Source organism: Pseudomonas sp. JE3303 (genome assembly GCF_056312565.1).
The window spans coordinates 32435-55850 of record NZ_JBWGIF010000006.1 but is presented as its reverse complement, the minus strand read 5'-3'; the positions used below and the strand labels follow the sequence as shown (position 1 = coordinate 55850).

The window sequence follows — 23416 nt, the reverse complement described above, 5'->3', positions numbered from 1 at the left end:
GTTCTGGCATTTTGTCGGATTTGCTGCGGCTTTGTTATGCTGCCCGACCCGCGGCACGAGAAATTACAATGCAACTCATCGATATCGGCGTCAACCTCACCAATGCCAGCTTCAAGGACAAACAGGAGGCGGTCGTCGAACGTGCCGTGGCTGCTGGGGTCGTGCAGATGATGCTGACCGGCACCAGCCTTGCGGGCAGCGAAGAAGCCGTCGAACTCTGCCAGCGCCTGGACGAGCCCGGCCAGCACCTGTTCAGCACTGCGGGCGTGCACCCGCACGACGCCAAGAGCTGGAACGCCGACAGCAGCCGCCAGCTGCTTCATCTGCTGGAGCACCCCCGGGTCAAGGCTGTCGGCGAATGCGGCCTGGATTTCAACCGCGACTTTTCTCCTCGCCCCCAGCAGGAAAAAGCCCTCGAAGCGCAGCTGGCCCTGGCGGTGAAGTTGCAGATGCCGGTGTTTCTGCACGAGCGCGATGCCAGCGAGCGCCTGCTGGCAATCCTCAAGGACTACCGCGACCACCTTCCAGCGGCCGTGGTGCACTGCTTCACCGGCGAGCGCGAGGCGCTGTTCGGCTACCTGGACATGGACCTGCACATCGGCATCACCGGCTGGATCTGCGACGAGCGTCGCGGCACCCACCTGCATCCGCTGATGACCAGCATCCCCAGCGGTCGCCTGATGCTGGAGAGTGACGCACCCTATCTGCTGCCGCGCAGCCTGCGGCCCAAGCCGAAGAGCGGCCGCAACGAGCCGGCCTTCCTGCCGGAAGTACTGCGCGAGGTAGCCCTGCACCGAGGCGAAAGCGTGGAGCATGCCGCTAGCCACACCACCGCTTGCGCCCGCGCCTTCTTTGACCTGCCGGAACTATGCCGTCGATAGCCAGCCTGAATTGGCCCTGATCCTGGGGCCGCACTAAGCTTCAGACATGAGCCAGAGGAACATGTCCATGAGCAGACGCTTGCCCAATCTTCACGCCTGGCAATGGCGTGGCTATCACAACAATCACCGGCACCCGGCCAATCTGGTGCTGCACCTGATCGCCGTGCCACTGTTCATCCTGGGCGCCTTGCTGGTGTTGTCGGGGCTGTTCGGCCTGGACCTGGGCCAGCTGGCGGTCGGCATCATCGCCTTGATTGCGGGCCTGGGCCTGCAGCGTCATGGGCATCGGCTGGAAGCGGAGCAACCCGAGCCCTTCGCCAATCGCAACGACGCCCTGAAACGCCTGCTGACCGAGCAATTCATCACCTTCCCCCGCTTCGTACTGAGCGGCGGGTGGTGGCGTGCCTGGCGCAAGCGCCACAAGCATCACCGCTAGGCGAATACGGTCACGGTCTGCCGGCTCAGCGCCAGCAGCTCACCTCCGGGGGACCATAGCGATGCCGCCGCATGTCCATAGCCATCACGGGCGTACTCGGTTTCGGCACAATACTGGCACCAGTCCAGCGTTGACGGGCGCGACACCCTCTGGATGAATTCGATTGTCCAGGTCAGGCTGCTTCCTGCTGCAGGTTGCTTGAGGTGCGACAGCAGCGTCGGCGGCCAGGCGTCGACCAGTGTCAGCAAGTGCGCCTCGCTCAAAGGCTCCTCCCCGGCTTCACGCAGGCGAACCCATCCGCCCATGCGCCGTGAAGTATCCTGACTGAATGGCATGCCGCCTACCGCCCAGCGCAGGGCTACATGACGCATGTATTCCGGAGTGACGCCCTTGATGTAGGGCAGTTCGGGAGCTGCCTGGGCCAGCGGCTTCATGTCGGGCGGCGGCAGCGCTTCGACCCGCACCACCGATTCACGCGCCGCGCCGAAGCTGCCTTGCATCAGCGTGACCACTTCACCGTTCTGCACGGCTCGGCCCAGCAGCGTACTGACGGCCTTGCCCTCGCGCAGCACCTCGACCTCGAAAGTGATCGGTACTTCGGGGGCGGCCGGGCCAACGAAGGTGATCGCAAGGGAGCGTACCGGCCGGCCGCCTTCCGTCTTCCGGCGCATGGATTCGAACAGCAAGGCAGCCATGAGGCCACCAAAACTGGCGCGCCCCTGTGCCCAGGAAGCAGGCACGCTGACATGCTGATCGCCGTCTCGTACCGCTGCCAGCAACTGTGAAAAGTTCATGTCGACCTCGTTCCCGGAAGTTGAAGGCCCGATCTTAACCAGTGGGCCGCCATACGGCAGCCCGCATATCGGCCATATGCAGTGGCTAGCGGCGCGCCAGTGCCGCCTGCAGGCGCTCCAGGGTGGCGTCGGCTGTCCTCTCGCTGTCGGCCAGCTCCCGTGTCCAGGCCTGTGCGCAGTCAGCGAGGTCCGCGTGCTGCTCGGCTTGCAGCAACCATTGCAAACGGTCATGCCAGTCGCCAAGGTCTCCCTGGGCGCGCTTGAGCAGGCGCTTGAGCGATTTGCGGGCATGGTCGAGCTGCGGATAGGCCTCATCCCCGTAGCGCACCCGCTTGATCAGCAGACGCAGGCGATGGCGGTCATGCGCCGGGTCCTTCAGCGCCTTCTCGAGCTTTTCCCACTGCTTGTGCAAGCGCTTGTCGATACGCTTGTGCAGTCCCCTGACCTGCCCTTCCCGGTCCGCGGCGCGCAGGAAGTGCGGGAACACATCGACAATTGCCAGCACACGCTGCAACTGAGGGCTGGCCGCTACTCCAGAGAACGTACGCGTGCGGTCTGCCAACCGCCGCTGACCGGCCGCCTCCTGGCCACGGGCGAGCAACTGCCCGCCCAGCACCTCGCGGTCACGCAAAGGCGTGGTCAGTGTGCCCAGCGCCTTGGCGGCCTCTTCGAGCTGCTCCACCCCCGGCAAGTCGCGCAAAGGCCGCAACAGGCTGCGCAGGCGCCGCAGCGTGGTGCGCAAGTCATGCAGCGCCTCGCTGTCGGTATCGGCGGCGAGCCGCTCCTGGCAGGCCAGCAGGCGCACCTGCAGGGCAAGAATTCGGGCTACGACATGATCCAGCATTGCAGACATGCGATTCTCCTTGATCATCGCCCGGCGCGGGATTCACGAATGTAGAAACGCGCTTTCTCTGCCTTGCGCGTGCACCCTTCGAAGCCTTCGAACTGCTGCTGGGTCTTGGCACCCGTCAGCAGCGACAGCGCCTTGGAATAGCTCACGGTACCGGCGAAACCTTCGGCCTTCGCCAGGTCCAGCTCCTTCCACGCTCCGTCCAGCTGGGAGGCGCAGCTGTCGCGGTAGGCCGTCTTGCCGGCACAACCGGCCAGGGCCAGAGCAATCAATGGAAGGCAGATCCAGGCTTTCATCGTTATTACCTCAAAAGTGGGAAGCGTGATGGCTGTTCGACGGCTATCCTCGCCCAAAGTGCCCCGTCAAGCCTAGTCAGGGCTGCTGGCCATTGAAGACCGCAAGCGACTGAGGCACTGTCAGGGCATCGCCGAATCGGCTGTCCGGGAGGCACCATGAGCAAACGCGTCGCACTGGTACTGGGCTCAGGGGGAGCGCGGGGGTATGCCCACATTGGAGTGATCGAGGAAATCGAACGGCGCGGCTACCAGATCGCCTGCGTTGCCGGCTGCTCGATGGGCGCAGTGGTCGGCGGGATCTATGCCGCAGGCAAGCTGGACGAGTACCGTCGCTGGATCGAGAGCCTGGACTACCTCGATGTGTTGCGCCTGGTGGATGTGAGCTTCCGCCTGGGCGCCATTCGTGGCGAAAAGGTGTTTGGACAGATCCGCAAGATCGTCGGCGAAGTGAACATCGAAGACCTGCGCATCCCCTACACCGCCGTGGCAGCCGACCTCACCAACCAGCAGGAGATCTGGTTCCAGGAAGGCTGCCTGCATCAGGCGATGCGCGCCTCGGCGGCGATTCCCAGCCTGTTCACACCTGTTGTGCAAGGCAATCGCATGCTGGTGGATGGCGGCATCCTGAATCCGTTGCCGATCATCCCGGTGGTGTCCGCGCACTGCGACCTGATCATCGCGGTCAATCTCAATGCCACCAATCAGAAACAGTATCAGTTGCCCGTCATCGAGCGGCCCGCGGCCTTCAGGATGCGTTTCGACAACCTGATCAACTCGCTGGGATCGCACCTGCCGTTTCGGCGCAAACCTGCCGAAAAGCTGATCCAGCTCGAGCAGGAGATGACCGCCGAGAGCCTGCAGCCGCCCAATCCCTGGCTCAGCGAAGCGGCAAGCCCCGAGGCCCAGCAGCCGGCGGCTGCGCCTGAAAGCCCGGGCGCGCCCAAGTCGGCCACCGGCTCCTTCATCATCGACAACGTGGGCCCAGCCTCATTGCTCGATCTGATCAACCAGAGCTTCGAGGTCATGCAGACCTCCCTGGCCCAGTACAAGATCGCCGGCTATCCGCCCGATGTGCTGATCAACGTACCCAAGCGGGTCTGCCGCTTCTTCGAGTTCTACAAGGCACCCGAGCTGATCGCCCTGGGCCGGGAAATCGCCCGGGATACGCTCGACAACTATGAGCATGAACGGCGCTGAAGCCGGAAACGAAACAGGCCGCATGAGCGGCCTGTTTCGTATTGGGTCCATCACTCAGTAGCGAGTGATGTCCGCCGTGGCTTCCAGCTGCTTGCGGAACGCAGCGAAGTCTTCGCGGCCGGCACGCGAAGCGAGATAGCCGCGGTACTGCGTCTTCTCCTCTTCGGTGGCGGCCGTGCCTTCGTTGACGCCCTTGAGCTGCAGGACCACCAGGCTGCCGTCACCCAGGACCACGTTGCCGTAGACCGGCTTGTCCTTGGCCTGCGGCTTGCCCATGCGGAACAGCGCCTTGAGTGAAGCCGGATCGATACCTTCCTGGCTACGGGTCACTGCTTCGTGGGCTGCCCACTGCTGGCCATCGTGACCTGCATTGGCATCGATGGAACCGTCGCGCAGGCCCTTGATGAGCGTATCGGCCTTGGCCTTGAGCTCAGCGATGGCCTTTTCCTTCACCAGGTGCGCACGGATGCTGTCGGCCACTGCCTCCAGCGGCAGTTGCGCAGGCTTGCGGTGCTCTTTGGCACGCAGCACGATGACGGTTTCAGGGTCCAGCTCGATCGCGTTGCTGTTGGAGCCTTCGTCGAGCACTTCTTCGCTGAACGCTGCCTGGATCACCGCACGGTTGGCGGTGATGCCTTCGCCGCCTTCACGGCCGAACGGCGCCGCGGTCTGTACCTTCAGCCCCAGTTCCTGGGCTGGCTGGGCCAGGTCGGAGGATTCGAATGCGGAATCTTCCAGCTGCTTGGTGACTTCGACGAAGCGCTGCTCGACCTGCTGGGTCTTCAGCTCACGGGTGAGCTTGTCCTTCAGGCTGGCGAAGCTTGGCACTTGCGGAGCCTCGACGCCCAGGAGCTTGATCAGGTGATAGCCAAACTGAGTGCGTACCGGCGCGGAGACCTGGTCCTTGTCGAGGGCATACAGAGCCTCTTCGAAGGCTGGATCGTAGACGCCCTGGCCCGCGAAGCCGAGGTCACCGCCAGTGCCGGCAGAGCCCGGATCCTGGGACAGTTCCTTGGCCAGGGTGGCGAAATCCTCACCTTTGGCAACGCGCTGCTGGATCTCTTCGATACGCGCCTTGGCCTGGGCATCGTCGACCTTGTCGTTGACTTCGACAAGAATGTGAGCGGCATGACGCTGCTCGGAGAGATTGGCGATTTCCTTCTCGTACAGCGCCTTGAGCTGGTCTTCGCTGACCTCGACCTGATCAAAGTATGCCGACTTCTTGAGCTCGATGTAGTCGATCACCACCTGGTCGGGGCTCATGAACTCCTTCGCATGCTCGTCGTAGTGCGCCTTGATCTCGTCGTCACCGAGCTTCACCGCCGCCGTGTCCGGCTTGAGGGTCAGCGAAGCGAAGTCGCGGGTCTGCTTCTCGAGACGGGCGAATGACTCGACCTGCTTGTCGGTGACGAAGCTGCTGCCGGCCAAGCCAGTGCGCAGCTGGCCGATGAGCATTTCCTCGGCCAGCATCTCGCGGAACTGCATGCGGCCGTAGCCCATCTGGCGGATGACCTGGTCGAAGCGTGCGGCGCTGAACTTGCCGTCTTCCTGGAACTCGGGCGTTTGCAGGATCAGTTGATCCAATGCACCTTCGGAGAAGGCGAAGCCTGCATCCTCGGCACCCTGCAAGAGCAACTTGCGCTCGATGAGGCCCTTGAGCGCCGCTTCACGCAGCATCTTCTCGTCGAGCATCGCCGGGTCGAAGTCCTTGCCCAACTGTTGCATCAGCTGGCGGCGCTGCATGTCCACGGCCTGACTCAGCTCATTCTGGCTGATGGTCTGGCCGTTGACCTTGGCGGCATCCTGGCTATGGCTGGCGGCCTGGAAAATGGCATCGAAGCCGGTCAATGCCATCAATACGACGATAAGGCCGATGATGGTCTTGGCAATCCAACCTTGTGAATTGTCCCTGATATTTTGCAGCATGCGTCCCCCAGAACGGCTGTACCACTGCGTCGACAACCGCGGAGCGTGGGTAGAAACCTGATAAAAGAAAGGCGCATCCGGAGGGGATGCGCCTTTTCGTAGCGTGCGCGCCAGGCGGGTACGTTTGCGGCCCCGCCGTCATGCGACCGGACCCGGCTAGCCAGGTCCCGCTGAAAGAGACGACTTAGTTGACGGCGTCTTTCAGGCCTTTGCCTGCCTTGAAACCTGGAACCTTGGCAGCTGCGATCTTGATCGCCGCGCCGGATTGCGGGTTGCGGCCGGTGCGCTCGGCGCGCTCCTTGACGGAGAAAGTACCGAAGCCGACCAGTACGACATCGTCGCCTGCCTTCAGGGCATCGGTCACGGAGTCGATCACGGCATCGAGGGCCTTACCCGCGGCGGCTTTCGAAATATCAGCAGATGCGGCGATAGCGTCAATCAGTTCCGACTTGTTCACTCTAAGTCCCCTTATCTCTATTTAAGTATGTTTCTAAGTATGTATAAAGTTTGAAACGAGCGCTGGGTGGCCTGGTGACACTTGGGCGGCGCCTTTGTGGCAAGCCCCCAAAAAACTGTCAAGAAAAGCCACCCCAGCGAAATTCGTATTAATGCGTGCTGATTCTTTCCTTGGCATCGCTGTCGCGCTTTTCATCCTTGGCGACAATCTCCGGAGCCACATCTGGCAAGGGCTCGGGGGCGTATTGCAGCGCAATTTGCAGGACTTCGTCAATCCATTTGACCGGTTTGATCTGAAGATCCTGTTTGATATTTTCAGGAATTTCCTTTAGATCGCGAACATTCTCTTCTGGAATGATCACGGTCTTGATGCCGCCACGGTGCGCCGCCAACAGCTTTTCCTTCAATCCGCCAATGGCCAGAACCTGACCGCGCAAGGTGATTTCGCCGGTCATCGCGACATCTGCGCGGACCGGAATCTGCGTCAGCGCCGAGACCAGCGCGGTGCACATGCCAACGCCAGCGCTCGGGCCGTCCTTCGGAGTCGCGCCTTCAGGCATGTGGATATGCACGTCGTGCTTCTCGTGGAAGTCGGCGGCGATACCCAGGCTGCGGGCACGGCTGCGGACCACGGTCTGAGCGGCCGTGATCGATTCGACCATAACATCCCCCAGGGAACCGGTCTTGATCAGCTGTCCCTTGCCAGGGATCACCACCGACTCAATGGTCAGCAGTTCGCCGCCAACCTGGGTCCAGGCCAGGCCTGTTACCTGGCCGATCTGGTCCTGCTGCTCGGCCAGGCCGTAGCGGAACTTGCGCACGCCCAGGTAATGCTCGAGCTGCTCGCCGGCGACCTTGATCGCAGGCGGCTTGTTGCCCGCATGCTCCTTGACCACCTTGCGGCACACCTTGGCGATCTGGCGCTCCAGCCCACGCACACCCGCCTCGCGGGTGTAGTAGCGGATGATGTCGCGAATCGCCGACACCTCGACGTCAAGCTCGCCCTTCTTCAGGCCGTTGGCCTTGGTCTGCTTGGGCACGAGGTACTTGATGGCGATGTTGATCTTCTCGTCCTCGGTGTAACCCGGCAGGCGGATGACTTCCATGCGGTCAAGCAGCGCCGGCGGAATGTTCATCGAGTTCGAGGTGCAGAGGAACATCACGTCCGAGAGGTCGTAGTCGACTTCAAGGTAGTGGTCATTGAAGTTGTGATTCTGCTCGGGGTCGAGCACTTCGAGCAGCGCCGAGGCAGGATCGCCGCGCATGTCGCTGCCCATCTTGTCGATCTCGTCGAGCAGGAACAGCGGGTTGCGCACGCCGACCTTGGTCATCTTCTGGATCAGGCGACCCGGCATCGAGCCGATATAGGTGCGGCGGTGACCGCGGATCTCGGCCTCGTCACGCACGCCGCCCAGGGCCATGCGAACGAACTTGCGGTTGGTGGCGCTGGCGATGGACTCGGCCAGGGAAGTCTTGCCGACCCCTGGCGGACCTACCAGGCACAGCACCGGGCCGCGAATCTTCTTCACGCGCTTCTGCACCGCGAGGTATTCGAGGATGCGTTCCTTGACCTCTTCAAGGCCATAGTGGTCGGCATCGAGGATCTCTTCGGCCTTGGCCAGGTCCAGGCGGACCTTGCTCTGGGCTTTCCATGGCACCTGGACCAGCCAGTCGAGGTAGGAACGGACAACCGTGGCCTCGGCCGACATCGGCGACATCTGCTTGAGCTTGTTCAGCTCGGCCTGGGCCTTGGCGTATGCATCCTTCGGCAGGCCTGCACCGTCGATGCGCTTCTTCAGCTCTTCGACTTCGTTGTGGCCTTCGTCGCCGTCGCCGAGTTCTTTCTGAATGGCCTTCATCTGCTCATTCAGGTAGTACTCGCGCTGACTGCGCTCCATCTGCTTCTTGACGCGTCCACGGATGCGTTTCTCGACCTGCAGCAGGTCGATCTCGGCATCCAGCAGCGCAAGGACATGCTCGACACGAGTCGGCAGGTCGATGATTTCGAGGATTTCCTGCTTCTGCTCGATCTTCAGCGCCATGTGCGCGGCCATGGTATCGACCAGGCGGCCAGGCTCTTCGATGCTGTTCAGCGAAGACAGGACTTCAGCCGGGACCTTCTTGCCCAGCTGCACGTATTGCTCGAACTGCGAAAGCAGGCTGCGCACGAAGACCTCGGACTCGCGCTCTGCAGCGTCCGTCTCGTCGATCAGCGCCACTTCGGCGCGGATGTGCCCTTCCACCTCGCTGAAGCGCTCGACCGAGCCACGCTGCTCACCCTCGACCAGCACCTTGACGGTGCCATCGGGCAGTTTCAGCAATTGCAGCACGGTGGCAATGGTACCGACGCGGTACAGGGCGTCTTCGCCCGGATCATCGTCGGCAGGGTTCTTCTGGGCCAGCAGGAGAATCTGCTTTTCGCCCGTCATTGCGGCCTCGAGGGCCTCGATGGATTTCTCGCGCCCCACGAACAGTGGGATAACCATGTGCGGATATACGACGACATCGCGCAATGGCAAAAGAGGCAAGTCGAGGGTGGTCTTCATGATTTCGCCTCTAACAGCGGCCTTGTGGCCGGAAACCGGTGGAAATTGTGCATGGAGCTAATGTGGGGGCAGCCTCGCAAAAAAACAAGCTTTGCGGCAGTAAAAGCAAAAGGGGCCCGAAGGCCCCTTTGCGTTACTGCAGGCACGCGACGACTCAGGCGTCTGGCGCGACCTTGGCCTTCGGCTCGCTGTTTTCGTAGATCAGCAGCGGCTTGGAAGTGCCTTCGATGACGCTCTCGTCGATCACCACCTTGCTGACTTCCTTCTGCGAAGGAATCTCGTACATGGTGTCGAGCAGCACGCCCTCGAGGATCGAACGCAGGCCACGAGCGCCAGTCTTGCGCTCCAGGGCCTTGCGTGCGACGGCCTTGAGCGCATCGCTGCGGAACTCCAGGTCGACGCTTTCCATCTCGAACAGCTTGCCGTACTGCTTGGTCAGCGCGTTCTTCGGCTCGGTGAGGATCTGCATCAGCGCGGCCTCGTCCAGCTCGTCGAGGGTCGCCAGAACTGGCAGGCGGCCCACGAACTCGGGGATCAGGCCAAACTTGACCAGATCGTCCGGCTCGACTTCACGCAGCGACTCGCCAACCTTCTTGCCTTCCTGCTTGCTGCGCACTTCGGCACTGAAGCCGATGCCGCCGCGGGTGGAGCGGTTCTGGATGACCTTTTCAAGGCCCGAGAACGCGCCACCGCAGATGAACAGGATGTTGCGGGTGTCGACCTGCAGGAACTCCTGCTGCGGGTGCTTGCGGCCCCCTTGCGGAGGTACCGAGGCAACCGTGCCTTCGATCAGCTTCAACAGCGCCTGCTGCACGCCCTCGCCCGAGACGTCACGGGTGATGGACGGGTTGTCCGACTTGCGCGAGATCTTGTCGATCTCGTCGATGTAGACGATGCCCATCTGGGCCTTTTCCACGTCGTAGTCGCACTTCTGCAGCAGTTTCTGAATGATGTTCTCGACGTCTTCGCCGACATAGCCGGCTTCGGTCAAGGTCGTGGCATCCGCGATGGTGAACGGTACGTTCAACAGGCGTGCCAGGGTTTCAGCGAGCAGGGTCTTGCCCGAGCCGGTTGGCCCGATCAGCAGGATGTTGCTCTTGCCAAGCTCGACTTCGTCGCCTTTCTTGTCGCGTTGGTTCAGGCGCTTGTAGTGGTTGTACACCGCTACGGCCAGCACCTTTTTCGCGCGCTCCTGACCAATGACGTACTGGTCCAGGATGCCGCTGATTTCTTTAGGCGAAGGCAATTTATGCGCGCTGCTCTCGGCCTGGGCTTCCTGCACCTCCTCACGGATGATGTCATTGCACAGGTCGACGCACTCGTCGCAGATAAATACCGAGGGCCCGGCAATCAATTTGCGCACTTCATGCTGGCTTTTGCCGCAGAAGGAGCAGTAAAGCAATTTGCCGTTGTCCTCGCCGTTACGGGTGTCAGTCATTCGATCGATCCAATCCGGTAGGCTTGCAACACAAGATGAAGGCAATTGCGGGCTTTTTCAAGTCCGCAGGCAGGCGCGGTGAGCACCTGCCTGCTCTGGCACCTTGAATCAGGACACCAGTTGCCGCTTGTCGTAGACCGAGTCGATCAGGCCGTACTCGGCCGCGCGTTCCGCGCTCATGAAATTGTCGCGCTCGGTGTCACGCTTGATGGTCTCCAGGTCCTGACCCGTGTGGTAGGCCAGCAGCTCGTTGAGACGCGACTTGATGGAGAGAATCTCCTTGGCGTGGATCTCGATGTCCGTGGCCTGCCCCTGGAAACCGCCCAGTGGCTGGTGAATCATCACCCGCGAGTTGGGCAGGCAGTGACGCTTGCCCTTGGCGCCGGCGGTCAGCAGGAACGCGCCCATGCTGCAGGCCTGGCCGATGCAGATGGTCGAGACGTCCGGCTTGATGAACTGCATGGTGTCGTAGATCGACATGCCCGCAGTCACCGAACCGCCTGGAGAGTTGATGTAGAGATGGATGTCCTTGTCCGGGTTTTCCGCTTCAAGGAACAGCAGTTGCGCTGCCACCAGATTGGCCATGTAGTCCTCTACAGGGCCGATCAGGAAGATCACCCGCTCCTTGAGAAGGCGCGAATAGATGTCATAGGCGCGCTCGCCACGAGCGGACTGCTCGATAACCATCGGGACCAGGCCGCCTGCGGCCTGGATGTCGGAGTTCTGCTGATAATAAGAATTGCGGGACATGTCCTGCACTCACTCCCAAATAGTCATGTCTTGAATACGCACAAGCCAGCGCGAAGGCTGGCTTGTGGTGTTTTCCTACGAGAGAAGGAAATCAGTCAGCGGCAGGTGCCTGCACTGGCTTGACAGCTTCTTCGTACGAGACCGACTTGTCGGTCACAGTCGCTTTCTGAAGGACAGTATCCACAACTTGTTCTTCCAGCACAACCGAACGAACCTCGTTCATCTGCTGGTCATTCTTGTAGTACCAGGCCACGACCTGCTCAGGCTCCTGGTAGGCCGAGGCCATTTCCTGGATCATTTCGCGTACGCGGTCTTCGTCCGGCTTCAGTTCGTTCTGCTTGACCACTTCGGCTACGATCAGGCCCAGCACGACACGGCGCTTGGCTTGCTCTTCGAACAGCTCGGCCGGCAGTTGCTCAGGCTTGATGTTGCCACCGAACTGCTGGACAGCCTGCACGCGCAGACGGTTGACTTCGTTTTCCAGCAGTGCCTTTGGCACTTCGATCGGGTTGGCGGCCAGCAGACCGTCCATGACCTGGTTCTTGACCTTGGTCTTGATCGCCTGGCGCAGCTCGCGCTCCATGTTCTTGCGAACTTCGGTGCGGAAGCCTTCGAGGGTCGATTCCTTGATGCCGAACTGGGCGAAGAAGGTTTCGTTCAGCTCAGGCAGCTGTGGAGCGGCAACGGCGTTGACGGTGATGGTGAACTCGGCAGCCTTGCCGGCCAGGTCCAGGTTCTGGTAGTCCTCGGGGAAGGACAGGGTCAGAACGCGCTCTTCACCAGCCTTGGCGCCAACCAGGCCGTCTTCGAAGCCTGGGATCATGCGGCCGGAACCCAGCACCAGCTGAGTGCCCTGGGCCGAACCGCCAGCGAACGCTTCGCCGTCGACCTTGCCGACGAAATCGATGTTCAGCTGGTCTTCGTTTTCAGCGGCGCGCTCGACGGTTTCGAAGCGTACGTTCTGCTTGCGCAGGACTTCGAGCATGTTGTCCAGGTCAGCGTCAGCCACTTCGGCGCCCAGGCGCTCGACAGCGATCGAGTCGAAGCCGGCAACGGTGAACTCAGGGAACACTTCGAAGATGGCGACGAATTCCAGGTCCTTGCCTTTTTCGAAGGATTTCGGCTCGACGGCAGGCGCGCCGGCCGGGTTCAGCTTCTGCTCGACAACGGCCTCATAGAAGGAAGCCTGAACCAGGTCGCCGAAGGCTTCCTGACGGGCTGCATCTTCGTAGCGCTGACGGATCACGCTCATGGGTACCTTGCCAGGACGGAAGCCTGGAACCTTGGCGCGACGGGCGGTCTGCTGCAGACGCTTGTTGACTTCGGTCTCGACGCGCTCGGCCGGGACGGCGATGGTCATGCGGCGCTCGAGAGCGGAGGTGTTTTCAACAGAAACTTGCATGGATATTCCTCGTTGCACAGACGTTAGCCGGCGATAGCCCGACTCCAGAATCAAGGGCAAGCATTCTAGTGACTCATATACAAGAAGTCACCCCGTTAAGGATCACAGGAGATAACGCCGGTCGATTTCGATTACGGACCTCGACGGACATACCGTCAGGGCCCGCTCTATAAAGGCTGCACGCCGATAGCCGGCACCTGTGCCGCGATGCGGGCGGGCAGCTGAAAAACCTTGTCAAACTTCAGTGGTCAGGGCGCCGCAGGGTCGATCTCGTTGCACTGACAGTACTCTTCCCAACTCATGCCCAGCGCCTCGGCCACCTCATGGTGTACTTCCAGTCGCATGGCCTGCAGCTCCTCGGCGGAGTCGGCCACCAGCCGCAGCGTCAGCTCCCAAGGCTCCATGCCCTGCTCTTGAGCCGCGTCTTCGAATGCCCACTCGATCTGCTGAGCCTGCTCACGGGCATCCAGCGCGCGGATTTCTTCGAGCAGCTGCGGATTGGCCTCGGCGAAACGTTGCAGCGCCAGAGCCTGGCGCGATTCTTTTGCGATCATGCGACTTTTCCTTCCACAGCGATCTGCGGCCACGTTTCAACCAGCTGAAATCTATCAGGTTTTGGTGGACTTTAACCAGAGACGGACCGCACCTGGCCGAGGAAACGAAAGATGCCGCTCAAGGCGGCATCTTTCGAGACTTACATGTACCAGAGCAACACCGTGAAAGTTTGCGGCACGGGAGCAGAAACAACAAAGGCGCCTGATCATATAATCAAGGCGCCTTCGCTAGAATATGGGGTGGACGATGGGGATCGAACCCACGACAACTGGAATCACAATCCAGCGCTCTACCAACTGAGCTACGCCCACCATGTTGCGGTGCTGCATTACAAACCAGTTACAACCTTACAGAAACATGGTGCGGACGAAGAGACTCGAACTCTTACAGCTTGCGCCGCTGGAACCTAAATCCAGTGTGTCTACCAATTCCACCACGTCCGCTTAACACTCAAAACAAAGGCGCCAGATACACAATCAAGGCGCCCTTGAAGAATATGGGGTGGACGATGGGAATCGAACCCACGACAACTGGAATCACAATCCAGCGCTCTACCAACTGAGCTACGCCCACCATGACGCGATACAACACTTGCTTGCCCAAGCTGCCTAATGGCGCACCCGGCAGGACTCGAACCTGCGACCATCCGCTTAGAAGGCGGATGCTCTATCCAGCTGAGCTACGGGCGCATAAGCAATCTGCCTAACCGAACGAGAGCTTATCAGATAACCTGGTAAACCACTCATTCTGCCCGACCTTGCCAACCAGTGCTAGGCCATGCCCGACAAGTGCGGCGAATGTTAATGGCGAGCCGGAAAGCCGTCAACACTTTTCTCAAAAAAATTCATTTTATTTAAGGGCTTAGGGCATTTGCCGGACCAACCGCCTTTGCCCTCGCGCTGGGTCGTGAGAGAATGCGCGCCTCTTTTGTTCTCTTCTCGATGGTTAATCACGCGTCTATGACTGCACACCTTATCGACGGCAAGGCGATCGCCGCCAACCTGCGCCAGCAGATTGCTCAACGTGTCGTGGAGCGTCGCCAGCAGGGCCTGCGCACGCCAGGCCTGGCTGTGATCCTGGTCGGCACCGACCCTGCTTCTCAAGTCTATGTCTCGCACAAGCGCAAGGACTGCGAAGAAGTCGGTTTCATTTCCCAGGCCTTCGACCTGCCCAGCGAGACCACGCAGCAAGCCCTGACCGATCTGATCGATCGCCTGAACGATGACCCGGCCATCGATGGCATTCTCCTGCAATTGCCATTGCCTGCTCACCTCGACGCCTCGCTGCTGCTCGAGCGTATCCGTCCGGACAAGGACGTCGACGGCTTCCATCCTTATAACGTCGGCCGCCTGGCCCAGCGCATCCCGTTGCTGCGTCCTTGCACCCCCAAGGGCATCATCGCCCTGCTGGAAAGCACTGGCCAGGATCTTTACGGCCTGGATGCCGTGGTGGTGGGCGCCTCGAACATCGTTGGCCGGCCGATGGCCATGGAACTGCTGCTGGCCGGCTGTACCGTCACCGTGACCCACCGCTTCACCAAGGACCTGGCCGCCCACGTCGGCCGCGCCGACCTGGTGGTGGTGGCCGCGGGCAAGCCGGGGCTGGTGAAGGGTGAGTGGATCAAGGAAGGCGCCATCGTCATCGATGTGGGCATCAACCGCCAGGAAGACGGCAAGCTGGTGGGCGACGTGGTCTACGAGACCGCCCTGCCCCGCGCTGGCTGGATCACTCCGGTGCCGGGGGGCGTAGGGCCGATGACCCGCGCCTGCTTGCTGGAGAATACGTTGTATGCGGCTGAGGAGTTGCATAAGTAAGAGGCGTTTTTCCGAGGCGTGCGCTTGGTTTTTGCAGCGCCCCGTAAATCGAGCGCCGCCCGCGCGGCGCTCGATCTAGGCGGCGCTGCAAAAATCAAGGTATGCCCTCACTTCCTCCCCGCCTCCCAAGACTTCAGCAACTCTGCATACCCCACCGTCTCCCCCTTCGGCTTCTCATTCGCCAACTTGGGCTTCGGTGCGCCAGGCTGATCGAACCAGTACTGGGCATCGCGCTCCGGATTCAACCTGGGCGCGCAAGTCGCCTGGGCCTTCGACCGCTCCAGCCGCTCAAGAATACGATCCTGGTCCCGGGCCAAGCCATCAAGCGCTTGCTGCGGGGTCTTCTCGCCACTGGCGACTTCGGCAATATGACTCCACCACAGCTGCGCCAGCCGCGGGTAGTCGGGCACGTTGGTGCCGGTCGGCGTCCACTGCACCCGCGCAGGACTGCGGTAGAACTCCACCAGCCCGCCCAGCCTGGGCGCAAGCTCGGTCATTGCCTGGGAGTTGATGTCCGATTCGCGGATCGGTGTCAGGCCGACGATGGTCTTCTTCAGCGACACTGTCTTGGACGTCACGAACTGTGCATACAGCCAGGCTGCGACGCGCTGCTTCTCCGGGGTGGACTTGAGGAAGGTCCAGGAACCGGTGTCCTGATACCCCAGCTTCATGCCCTCCTCCCAGTACGGGCCTTTCGGCGACGGCGCCATGCGCCATTTCGGCGTGCCGTCGGCGTTCATCACCGGCAGGCCGGGCTTCGTCATGTCGGCGGTGAAGGCGGTGTACCAGAATATCTGCTGGGCAATATTGCCCTGCGCCGGCACCGGCCCGGCCTCCGAAAAGGTCATGCCCTGGGCCTCCTTGGGCGCGTAGGCGCGCAGCCAGTCCACATACTTTTGCGTCGCGTACACCGCGGCCGGGCCGTTGGTGTCGCCCCCGCGGGTCACGCTGGAGCCAACCGGATGGCAGTCCTCGACACGGATGCCCCATTCATCCACCGGCAGCCCGTTGGGCAGGCCCTTGTCGCCCCCGCCCGCCATGGAGAACCAGGCATCGGTGAAGCGCCAGCCCAGCGACGGGTCCTTCTTGCCGTAGTCCATGTGGCCATAGACGCGTTTACCGTCTATTTCCTTGACGTCCTCGGTGAAGAATCTGGCGATGTCTTCGTAGGCCGACCAGTTGACCGGCACTCCCAGCTCGTAGCCGTACTTCTCCTTGAACCTGGCCTTGAGCTCGGGCCGCTCGAACCAGTCGGCGCGGAACCAGTACAGATTGGCGAACTGCTGGTCGGGCAACTGGTAGACCTTGCCATCAGGCGCGGTGGTGAAGGAGATGCCGATGAAATCCTTCAGATCAAGCGTCGGCGAGGTGTAGTCCTTGCCCTCATTGGCCATCAGGTCAGTAATCGACTGGGTCTTGCCGTAGCGAAAATGCGTGCCGATCAGGTCTGAGTCGTTGACCCAGCCGTCATAGATATTCTTGTCCGACTGCATCTGGGTCTGCAGCTTCTCCACCACGTCGCCCTCCTGCAACAGGTCGTGGGTCAGGCGAATGCCGGTGATCTCGCTGAAGGCCTTGGCCAGCACCTTGGCCTCGTACTCGTGGGTAGCGATGGTCTCGGACACCACGTTGATCTTCATGCCACGAAAAGGCTCGGCGGCCTTGATGAACCACTTGAGTTCGTCCATCTGCTGCTGTGGAGTCAGGGTCGAGGGCTTGAACTCGCTGTCGAGCCATTTCTTCGCCGCATCTTCATAAGCATCGGCCCAGGCAGCGGCAGGCAAACTGCCGAGCACCAGCAGCGCCGCGAGGGTCAACTGTCGCCGGTTCTTGTTGTTGTCGAACATTGCGATCTCCCGTTTGAGTTATTCCAAGAGGCACCGATCACGCACGGCTAGCCCCAGCGCATCACCACCAAGAGCAGGACTATCGAAAGCAGCGAGGCGACCCACAGGGGCCAGGCGCTGAGCCCGATGACCAGCAGGTGCAGGTATGCGCTGGCCAGCAAACCAATGAACAGCCGGTCGCCACGCGTCGTGACGATCGGCAACACGCCACGCCGGGCGACACACGGACGCCGCAGCTCGTACACGGTCATGCCGAGCAGCAACAGCCCGATGGCGGAAAAGAACAGCGCCGTCGGCAGGGTCCAGGCCATCCACTCCATCGCCGAGCCTCCTCTATACGCGACCCAAGGCAAAGCCCTTGGCCACGTGATTGCGAACGAACCAGATCACCAGCATCCCCGGCAGGATGGTCAGCACGCCCGCCGCCGCCAGCACGCCCCAGTCGATCCCGGAAGCCGAGACAGTGCGGGTCATCACCGCGGCGATCGGCTTTGCGTTCACCGAGGTAAGGGTGCGTGCCAGGAGCAGCTCGACCCAGGAAAACATGAAGCAGAAAAATGCCGTGACGCCGATGCCCGAGCCGATCAATGGGACAAAGATCTTCACGAAGAACCGCGGAAAGCTGTAGCCATCGATGTAGGCGGTTTCGTCGATTTCCTTGGGCACGCTGGACATGAACCCTTCAAGGATCCACACCGCCAATGGCACGTTGAACAGGCAGTGGGCCAGGGCCACGGCGATGTGCGTGTCGAACAGGCCGATGGAGGAGTAAAGCTGGAAGAAAGGCAGCAGGAACACCGCAGGCGGCGCCATGCGGTTGGTGAGCAGCCAGAAGAACAGGTGCCTGTCGCCCAGGAAGCGATAGCGCGAGAAGGCATACGCCGCTGGCAGCGCGACGCCCAGGGAAATCAGTGTATTGAGGCATACGTAGTACAGCGAATTGATATACCCGGTGTACCAGCTGGGGTCGGTGAAGATCACCCGGTAGTTGTCGAGGGTGAACGCCTGGGGCCACAGGGTCAGCCCACCCAGGATCTCGGTATTGCTCTTGAACGACATGTTGAGCAGCCAGTAGATCGGCACCAGCAGGAAGAAGAAATACAGCAACAAGGGCACAGTCTTGCGCGCGTTCATGGCCTAGTCCTTGTCGGCATGGGTCATGGCGGTATAGAACAGCCAGGACACCAGCAGGATGATCAGGAAATACACCAGCGAAAACGCCGCGGCCGGCCCAAGGTCGAACTGCCCTACCGCCATTTGCGTCAGGGTCTGGCTAAGGAAGCTGGTGGCATTCCCCGGGCCGCCGCCGGTCAGCACGAAGGGCTCGGTGTAGATCATGAAGCTGTCCATGAAGCGCAGCATCACGGCGATCAGCAGCACGCTCTTGAGCTTGGGCAGCTGGATGTGCCGGAACACCGCCCAGGCCGAGGCGCGGTCGATGCGTGCGGCCTGGTAGTAGACGTCGGGGATGGCGCGCAGGCCTGAGTAGCACAGCAAGGCCACCAGCGAAGTCCAGTGCCAGACATCCATCACCAGCACCGTGACCCAGGCGTCCAGCGTATTGCCGGCATAGTTGTAGTCGATCCCCAGCGCGCTCAAGGCCGCTCCCAGCAAGCCGATATCGGCGCGCCCGAAGATCTGCCAGATGGTGCCGACCACATTCCACGGGATCAGCAGCGGAATCGCCATGATGATCAGGCACAGCGATGACCAGCGCCCCTTGGCCGGCATGGTCAACGCGATGGCGATGCCCAGCGGGATCTCGATCAGCAGCACGCAGCCCGAGTAGATGAACTGGCGCAGCAGCGAGTCATGCAGGCGCGGGTCCTGCAGCACCTGGCGGTACCAGTCGGCACCGACGAAGTAGCGGCTGGACGGGTCGAAGATGTCCTGCAGCGAATAATTGACCACGGTCATCATCGGTACGACGGCGCTGAACGCCACCAGCAGGAATACCGGCAGCACCAGCCACCAGGCCTTGTTGTTCGGCACCCGGTTCATGGCGCGCTCTCCAGCAGCAGATCATCGACGAAGAGCATCAGCCACTGCGCTGGCAAGCTGACCCAGGCCTGTCCTCCGGGTACCGGCCGGTCTTCGCCAAGCCGCGCCTTGAGGGTCGTGCCGCCACCCAGGTCCAAGGTCAGGATACGGTAGGTGCCCAGGTCTTCGACGTCGACTACCTGGGCACTCAAGGCGTCATCCAGCGGGCTTTCCCAGACCTGCACGAATTCTGGACGGATGCCTAGCTGTATGCGGCCCGCCGCCTGGTGCGCCAGGCGCTGGCGCAGCGTCTCGGGCAGACTTACGTGTACCCCGGCAAAGCCGACCCCGTCGCCCTCCACGCGGACATCGACGAAGTTCATGCCGGGGCTGCCGATGAAGTAGCCGACGAAGGTGTGCCGTGGCCGCTCGAACAGCTCGCGCGGGGTACCGAACTGAACGATCTGTCCGCCGTGCATCACCGCGATCCGGTCGGCAAAGGTCGAGGCCTCCAGCTGATCGTGGGTGACGTAGATCATGGTGATGTTGAACTGCTCGTGAATCTGCTTGAGCTTGCGCCGCAGCTTCCATTTCAGGTGTGGGTCGATCACCGTCAGAGGCTCATCGAAAAGAATCGCCGAGACATCGTCGCGCACCAGGCCGCGGCCCATGGACACCTTCTGTTTCTCGTCGGCGCTGAGGTTGCGCGCTTTCTTGTGGAGCACCCCGGCAAGGTCGAGTACCTCGGCGATCTCCTGCACCTTGGCACGTACCCGCGCGTCCGCCACCCCCTGGTTGCGCAGCGGGAAGGCCAGGTTGTCGAACACGCTCATGGTGTCGTAGACCACCGGAAACTGGAACACCTGGGCAATGTTGCGCTGTTGCGGAGACAGGGTATTGACCACCTTGCCGTCAAACAGTACCTGGCCCCGGGACGGGCTGATCAGCCCGGAGATGATGTTGAGCAAGGTCGACTTGCCGCACCCCGACGGGCCAAGCAAGGCATAGGCGCCGCCCTGCTCCCAGACATGATCGAGCTCGCGCAGCGCGTAGTCATCGATTGAACCGGGACGGCGGCTGTAACTGTGGGCAAGGTGCTGCAAGCGGATCTCGGCCATCAGGCGGTCCTCGCTTCACGCAGGCCTGGGGCCTGCACCAGCAGCCCGGCCGCGTCGAAGACAAACAGCTTGTGGATAGGGATGAACACGCGGATGGGCGTGTCGACCGGGTACTCGTGCACGCCTGGCAGGTGCAGGACCATCCGCCAGTGCTCGTTGCGCACATGCAGGAAGGTTTCCGAACCGCTGATCTCGGCCAGTTCGACCAGCACCGCCAGTTCGAGGTCATCGTCGTTGGACGGCACCAGGCTGATATGGCTCGGCCGTACGCCGAAGCGGTACTCCCCATCGCCGATGCGGCGCAGGCCGGCGTTCAGGGCAAAGTGAACCGCGCCGGCCAGGCTTACCTCGGTGCCGGCGATGCGCCCCGGGACCAGGTTGATCGGCGGCTCGCCGAACAGCTCCGCAGCCAGGATGTTGCCGGGCCGGTGATAGACCTGGGCGGTGGGCCCGCTCTGCACGATGCGCCCTTCATGCAGGACGGTGGTCGTGCCACCCAGGGCCAGGGCCTCGTTCGGCTCGGTGGTGGCGTACACAGCGATGCAGTTGCGGGCGGCGAACAGCTTGCGCATTTCCTGGCGCAGCTCTTCACGCAGCTTGTAGTCGAGGTTGACCAGAGGCTCGTCAAACAGGATCAATCCTGCATCCTTGACCAGCGCCCGGGCCATGGCCGTACGCTGCTGCTGGCCACCGGACAGTTCCAGCGGCAGGCGCGCGAGGAAGGCTTCGATACGCAGCATGCTTGCGGTCTGCCGGACCCTTTGCCGGATCTCCTTTTCGGCCATGCGCGCCTGGCGCAGCGGCGAGGCGATATTCTCGAACACGCTCAGGGTCGGGTAATTGATGAACTGCTGATAGACCATCGAGACGTTGCGCTGGCGCACCGGGCGTCCGGTCACGTCTTCGTCGTTCATCAACACACGCCCGCGGTCTGGGCGGTCAAGACCCGCCATCAAGCGCATCAGGCTGGTCTTGCCCGCCAGGGTGCGGCCCAGCAGCACGTTGAACGAGCCGGGTTCGAAGCGCAGACAGGCGTCGTCGATCCACACTTGGCCGTCGACACTGCGGCAGACATGCTCCAGCACCAGCGACATGGCGTGTCCTTCTTGTTGTTGTGGGCAGGCGCGGCTACACAGCGACTGCAGAGCGACATAGCCAGATCCGTGCCAGGCCACTGCACTGCACATGCCTGCGGGTGCGGTCACGCCCAGGGCGCGGCGCTCCCTGTCCACCGGCCTGTACAACTGCACAGTCCTGAACAACACTGAACAGCGGTCGGCAAAACAACAACCACACAGGACGGGCCCATGGCCGCATCCGCTTCGACCCATGCCCAGCTGATCCAGGCTTCCTGGGCGCGTTGCCGCGGCTACGGCCTCGACCCGCACAGCGCGCCAGACTTCGACAGCCTGAGCCCCAGCGAGCTACGCGCGCTGCTTGAGCGCCAGCAGGACCTGCTGCAGATCACCCGCGATGAGGTCATGCCGCAGTACGCCCACCTGCTGGGCAACTCCAGCTATCTGGTCATGCTCAGCGATGCCCAGGGTTGCCTGCTCGATGCGTGGGGCACCCGGCGCTTCATCGACCCGCGCCAGCAGCACGGCTTCGCCGCCGGAGCACAGTGGCGCGAGCATGGGGTCGGCACCAACGCCATCGGCACCGCGCTGGCCTGTGGCGGGCCGGTGCATGTGGGGCAGGACGAGCATTTCCTCCGGCAGAACCGCTTCATGGCCAGCGCGGCGGCGCCGCTGTTCGACGCCGAGCGGCGCCTGGCAGGGGTGCTTGATGTCTCCAGCGACAGTTACCTGCCCGCCTCGCAGACCCTGGGCCTGGTGCGCATGATGGGCCAGAGCCTGGAGAACCGTCTGATCCTCGCGCGGTTCGCCACGCACTACCGGCAACTGCTGTTCAATACCGGGCCGGACAACCTCGACAGCCCATGGGCCGGCCTGCTGGTGTTCGATGACCGTGGCCAGGTGCTGGCGGCCAACCACCGTGCCGACAGCCTGCTCGGGCAGAATCCCTTGAAGCGCACCTTGGAGCACTTGTTCCAGACACCGCTGGCCCGGCTTGTCGCCCAGCCCCAGGGGCGTCCTTTCGCCTTGCAGGTCACCGGCCGAAACCGTTTCCACTGCCAGTGGCAGGCACCGCTCGCCGACCCGGCAGCGAGCCGACCAGTACCGCCGTGCCCGCCGGGCGACGTACGCGTGGCCAAGGTGCAGGTCCAGGCTGGATTACTGCTGGAAAAGGACATCCCGCTGCTGATCCAGGGCGAGACCGGGGTGGGCAAGGACGTGCTCGTCCACGCCCTGCACCGTGCCAGCAGCCGCGCCCATGGCCCCCTGGTGGCCGTGAACTGCGCCGCGATCCCGGCCGAGCTGGTGGAATCCGAGCTGTTCGGCTACGAAAAGGGTGCCTTCACCGGTGCCCACCACAAGGGCAATCCCGGCCTGATCCGCAAGGCCGACCGAGGCATCCTGTTTCTCGACGAGATCGGCGACATGCCGCTGCCCACCCAGGCCCGCCTGCTGCGTGTGCTGCAATCGCGCAGCATCCAGCCACTGGGCAGCGGCGAGCCGATCGCCGTGGACATCCGGGTGGTTTCGGCGAGCAACCGCGACCTCGCCGCCGAGGTGCGCGGCGGCCGTTTTCGCCAAGACTTGTACTACCGTATCGCCGGTCTCACGCTGGCCCTGCCGGCGCTGCGCGAACGCAGCGACCGCCGCGCACTGATCGAACAGGTCCATGCCCAGTACCGCGAGCCCGGGCAACCCGAACGTCTGGCCTGCGAGGTGCTCGATCTGCTGCTGCGCCATCCCTGGCCAGGCAACCTGCGGCAACTGGCCAATGTGCTGCAGGTCGCACTGGCGCTGGCAGGGCCGCGACCGGTGGGTCTTGAGCATCTGCCGGAGAGTTTCATCGCCGAGTTGCCGGGCGCGCCAGCGGTTGCCAGCGCAGCGGCTGGCACTGCGCCAGCCGCTGACCTTGCCCTCTTGCTGCGTTCGGCCCAGGGCAATGTCTCCTCGCTGGCGCGAAGCCTGGGCATCAGTCGCACCACATTGTACAAGCGGATGCGCGAACAGGGCCTGGACCCCACACGCACCGCGGGGTATTAGCGGGATACCGCAGA

General features: G+C 62.3%; 21 protein-coding genes and 4 tRNA genes. 5 read left to right on the top strand and 20 right to left on the bottom strand.

Annotated features, from left to right (window positions below; translation table 11 throughout):
- Positions 1-68 precede the first annotated feature (68 nt).
- Both AC0ZZU_RS10020 and AC0ZZU_RS10015 read left to right on the top strand, forming a co-directional pair.
- A complete protein-coding gene (locus AC0ZZU_RS10020; protein ID WP_476340395.1) occupies positions 69-881 on the top strand; it encodes a TatD family hydrolase in 813 nt (270 codons plus the stop codon).
- Between the two features lie 67 nt (positions 882-948).
- The gene (locus tag AC0ZZU_RS10015; RefSeq protein ID WP_476340394.1) at positions 949-1317 is read left to right on the top strand and encodes an Mpo1-like protein; all 369 of its coding nucleotides are present in this window, start codon (positions 949-951) and stop codon (positions 1315-1317) included.
- Here the strand turns inward: AC0ZZU_RS10015 and AC0ZZU_RS10010 are convergent.
- The 3 genes from AC0ZZU_RS10010 to AC0ZZU_RS10000 all read right to left on the bottom strand — a co-directional run bounded on the left by AC0ZZU_RS10010 (position 1314) and on the right by AC0ZZU_RS10000 (position 3257).
- The gene (locus AC0ZZU_RS10010; RefSeq protein WP_476340392.1) at positions 1314-2111 is read right to left on the bottom strand and encodes an acyl-CoA thioesterase; all 798 of its coding nucleotides are present in this window, start codon (positions 2109-2111) and stop codon (positions 1314-1316) included. The genes AC0ZZU_RS10015 and AC0ZZU_RS10010 overlap by 4 nt on opposite strands.
- 85 nt (positions 2112-2196) lie before the next feature.
- A complete protein-coding gene (locus AC0ZZU_RS10005; protein WP_476340391.1) occupies positions 2197-2964 on the bottom strand; it encodes a CHAD domain-containing protein in 768 nt (255 codons plus the stop codon).
- Positions 2965-2978: 14 nt separating this feature from the next.
- Positions 2979-3257 (bottom strand): hypothetical protein, encoded by a 279-nt coding sequence (locus AC0ZZU_RS10000; protein ID WP_476340389.1) that lies wholly within the window; start codon positions 3255-3257, stop codon positions 2979-2981.
- Between the two features lie 156 nt (positions 3258-3413).
- Here AC0ZZU_RS10000 and AC0ZZU_RS09995 point away from each other — a divergent pair, with 156 nt between their 5' ends.
- Complete coding sequence (locus AC0ZZU_RS09995; protein WP_476340388.1) at positions 3414-4454, top strand: patatin-like phospholipase family protein; 1041 nt, start codon at positions 3414-3416, stop codon at positions 4452-4454.
- Between the two features lie 54 nt (positions 4455-4508).
- On the opposite strand, the gene AC0ZZU_RS09990 is transcribed toward AC0ZZU_RS09995, so the two are convergent.
- From AC0ZZU_RS09990 to AC0ZZU_RS09940, 11 genes are all read right to left on the bottom strand, one after another.
- Positions 4509-6380, bottom strand: a complete 1872-nt coding sequence (locus AC0ZZU_RS09990) for a SurA N-terminal domain-containing protein (RefSeq protein WP_476340386.1) — start codon at positions 6378-6380, stop codon at positions 4509-4511.
- 184 nt (positions 6381-6564) lie between these two features.
- Entirely contained in the window at positions 6565-6837 is a 273-nt protein-coding gene (locus AC0ZZU_RS09985; RefSeq protein WP_158460806.1) for an HU family DNA-binding protein, read from the bottom strand.
- 148 nt (positions 6838-6985) lie between these two features.
- Complete coding sequence (gene lon, locus AC0ZZU_RS09980) at positions 6986-9382, bottom strand: endopeptidase La (protein ID WP_158460807.1); 2397 nt, start codon at positions 9380-9382, stop codon at positions 6986-6988.
- Positions 9383-9536: 154 nt separating this feature from the next.
- Entirely contained in the window at positions 9537-10820 is a 1284-nt protein-coding gene (clpX, locus tag AC0ZZU_RS09975) for an ATP-dependent Clp protease ATP-binding subunit ClpX (RefSeq protein WP_476340384.1), read from the bottom strand.
- Between the two features lie 108 nt (positions 10821-10928).
- Positions 10929-11570 carry an ATP-dependent Clp endopeptidase proteolytic subunit ClpP gene (clpP, locus tag AC0ZZU_RS09970; protein ID WP_158460809.1) on the bottom strand — a complete coding sequence of 214 codons (642 nt, stop codon included), beginning with the start codon at positions 11568-11570 and terminating at the stop codon, positions 10929-10931.
- 91 nt (positions 11571-11661) lie between these two features.
- Complete coding sequence (gene tig, locus AC0ZZU_RS09965) at positions 11662-12972, bottom strand: trigger factor (RefSeq protein ID WP_476340383.1); 1311 nt, start codon at positions 12970-12972, stop codon at positions 11662-11664.
- Between the two features lie 248 nt (positions 12973-13220).
- Positions 13221-13526: a DUF6388 family protein gene (locus tag AC0ZZU_RS09960; protein WP_476340381.1), complete on the bottom strand. Its 306-nt coding sequence runs from the start codon at positions 13524-13526 to the stop codon at positions 13221-13223.
- Between the two features lie 236 nt (positions 13527-13762).
- Positions 13763-13838 (bottom strand) — tRNA-His (locus AC0ZZU_RS09955).
- A 47-nt stretch (positions 13839-13885) separates the two neighbouring features.
- Positions 13886-13970: transfer RNA gene (locus AC0ZZU_RS09950), tRNA-Leu, on the bottom strand.
- A gap of 54 nt (positions 13971-14024) precedes the next feature.
- Positions 14025-14100, bottom strand: a tRNA-His gene (locus AC0ZZU_RS09945).
- A gap of 39 nt (positions 14101-14139) precedes the next feature.
- A tRNA-Arg gene (locus tag AC0ZZU_RS09940) sits at positions 14140-14216 on the bottom strand.
- Between the two features lie 270 nt (positions 14217-14486).
- On the opposite strand from AC0ZZU_RS09940, the gene folD reads away from it, so the two are divergent.
- A complete protein-coding gene (folD, locus tag AC0ZZU_RS09935; RefSeq protein ID WP_476340380.1) occupies positions 14487-15341 on the top strand; it encodes a bifunctional methylenetetrahydrofolate dehydrogenase/methenyltetrahydrofolate cyclohydrolase FolD in 855 nt (284 codons plus the stop codon).
- 107 nt (positions 15342-15448) lie between these two features.
- Here folD and AC0ZZU_RS09930 read toward each other — a convergent pair whose 3' ends face one another.
- The 6 genes from AC0ZZU_RS09930 to AC0ZZU_RS09905 are packed head-to-tail and all read right to left on the bottom strand — an operon-like array spanning position 15449 to position 21380.
- Positions 15449-17188 (bottom strand): ABC transporter substrate-binding protein, encoded by a 1740-nt coding sequence (locus tag AC0ZZU_RS09930; protein WP_476340378.1) that lies wholly within the window; start codon positions 17186-17188, stop codon positions 15449-15451.
- 47 nt (positions 17189-17235) lie between these two features.
- Positions 17236-17508, bottom strand: a complete 273-nt coding sequence (locus tag AC0ZZU_RS09925; protein ID WP_476340377.1) for a DUF2160 domain-containing protein — start codon at positions 17506-17508, stop codon at positions 17236-17238.
- Between the two features lie 13 nt (positions 17509-17521).
- Positions 17522-18322 carry a carbohydrate ABC transporter permease gene (locus AC0ZZU_RS09920; RefSeq protein ID WP_476340376.1) on the bottom strand — a complete coding sequence of 267 codons (801 nt, stop codon included), beginning with the start codon at positions 18320-18322 and terminating at the stop codon, positions 17522-17524.
- A gap of 3 nt (positions 18323-18325) precedes the next feature.
- Positions 18326-19189, bottom strand: coding sequence for a carbohydrate ABC transporter permease (locus AC0ZZU_RS09915; RefSeq protein WP_476340375.1), 864 nt, complete (start codon positions 19187-19189; stop codon positions 18326-18328).
- Positions 19186-20286, bottom strand: a complete 1101-nt coding sequence (locus tag AC0ZZU_RS09910; protein WP_476340374.1) for an ABC transporter ATP-binding protein — start codon at positions 20284-20286, stop codon at positions 19186-19188. Before AC0ZZU_RS09910 ends, AC0ZZU_RS09915 begins: the two co-directional genes overlap by 4 nt.
- Positions 20286-21380 (bottom strand): ABC transporter ATP-binding protein, encoded by a 1095-nt coding sequence (locus AC0ZZU_RS09905; protein ID WP_476340372.1) that lies wholly within the window; start codon positions 21378-21380, stop codon positions 20286-20288. Before AC0ZZU_RS09905 ends, AC0ZZU_RS09910 begins: the two co-directional genes overlap by 1 nt.
- A gap of 213 nt (positions 21381-21593) precedes the next feature.
- Here AC0ZZU_RS09905 and AC0ZZU_RS09900 point away from each other — a divergent pair, with 213 nt between their 5' ends.
- Complete coding sequence (locus tag AC0ZZU_RS09900; RefSeq protein WP_476340371.1) at positions 21594-23402, top strand: sigma-54-dependent Fis family transcriptional regulator; 1809 nt, start codon at positions 21594-21596, stop codon at positions 23400-23402.
- Positions 23403-23416: the final 14 nt, after the last annotated feature.

Bases quoted from the DNA above. Each gene is read 5' to 3' on its own strand.
- AC0ZZU_RS10020 (WP_476340395.1), top strand. From the start codon at position 69: ATGCAACTCATCGATATCGGCGTCAACCTCACCAATGCCAGCTTCAAG.
- AC0ZZU_RS10015 (WP_476340394.1), top strand. From the start codon at position 949: ATGAGCAGACGCTTGCCCAATCTTCACGCCTGGCAATGGCGTGGCTAT.
- AC0ZZU_RS10010 (WP_476340392.1), bottom strand. From the start codon at position 2,111: ATGAACTTTTCACAGTTGCTGGCAGCGGTACGAGACGGCGATCAGCAT.
- AC0ZZU_RS10005 (WP_476340391.1), bottom strand. From the start codon at position 2,964: ATGTCTGCAATGCTGGATCATGTCGTAGCCCGAATTCTTGCCCTGCAG.
- AC0ZZU_RS10000 (WP_476340389.1), bottom strand. From the start codon at position 3,257: ATGAAAGCCTGGATCTGCCTTCCATTGATTGCTCTGGCCCTGGCCGGT.
- AC0ZZU_RS09995 (WP_476340388.1), top strand. From the start codon at position 3,414: ATGAGCAAACGCGTCGCACTGGTACTGGGCTCAGGGGGAGCGCGGGGG.
- AC0ZZU_RS09990 (WP_476340386.1), bottom strand. From the start codon at position 6,380: ATGCTGCAAAATATCAGGGACAATTCACAAGGTTGGATTGCCAAGACC.
- lon (WP_158460807.1), bottom strand. From the start codon at position 9,382: ATGAAGACCACCCTCGACTTGCCTCTTTTGCCATTGCGCGATGTCGTC.
- clpX (WP_476340384.1), bottom strand. From the start codon at position 10,820: ATGACTGACACCCGTAACGGCGAGGACAACGGCAAATTGCTTTACTGC.
- clpP (WP_158460809.1), bottom strand. From the start codon at position 11,570: ATGTCCCGCAATTCTTATTATCAGCAGAACTCCGACATCCAGGCCGCA.
- tig (WP_476340383.1), bottom strand. From the start codon at position 12,972: ATGCAAGTTTCTGTTGAAAACACCTCCGCTCTCGAGCGCCGCATGACC.
- AC0ZZU_RS09960 (WP_476340381.1), bottom strand. From the start codon at position 13,526: ATGATCGCAAAAGAATCGCGCCAGGCTCTGGCGCTGCAACGTTTCGCC.
- folD (WP_476340380.1), top strand. From the start codon at position 14,487: ATGACTGCACACCTTATCGACGGCAAGGCGATCGCCGCCAACCTGCGC.
- AC0ZZU_RS09930 (WP_476340378.1), bottom strand. From the start codon at position 17,188: ATGTTCGACAACAACAAGAACCGGCGACAGTTGACCCTCGCGGCGCTG.
- AC0ZZU_RS09925 (WP_476340377.1), bottom strand. From the start codon at position 17,508: ATGGAGTGGATGGCCTGGACCCTGCCGACGGCGCTGTTCTTTTCCGCC.
- AC0ZZU_RS09920 (WP_476340376.1), bottom strand. From the start codon at position 18,322: ATGAACGCGCGCAAGACTGTGCCCTTGTTGCTGTATTTCTTCTTCCTG.
- AC0ZZU_RS09915 (WP_476340375.1), bottom strand. From the start codon at position 19,189: ATGAACCGGGTGCCGAACAACAAGGCCTGGTGGCTGGTGCTGCCGGTA.
- AC0ZZU_RS09910 (WP_476340374.1), bottom strand. From the start codon at position 20,286: ATGGCCGAGATCCGCTTGCAGCACCTTGCCCACAGTTACAGCCGCCGT.
- AC0ZZU_RS09905 (WP_476340372.1), bottom strand. From the start codon at position 21,380: ATGTCGCTGGTGCTGGAGCATGTCTGCCGCAGTGTCGACGGCCAAGTG.
- AC0ZZU_RS09900 (WP_476340371.1), top strand. From the start codon at position 21,594: ATGGCCGCATCCGCTTCGACCCATGCCCAGCTGATCCAGGCTTCCTGG.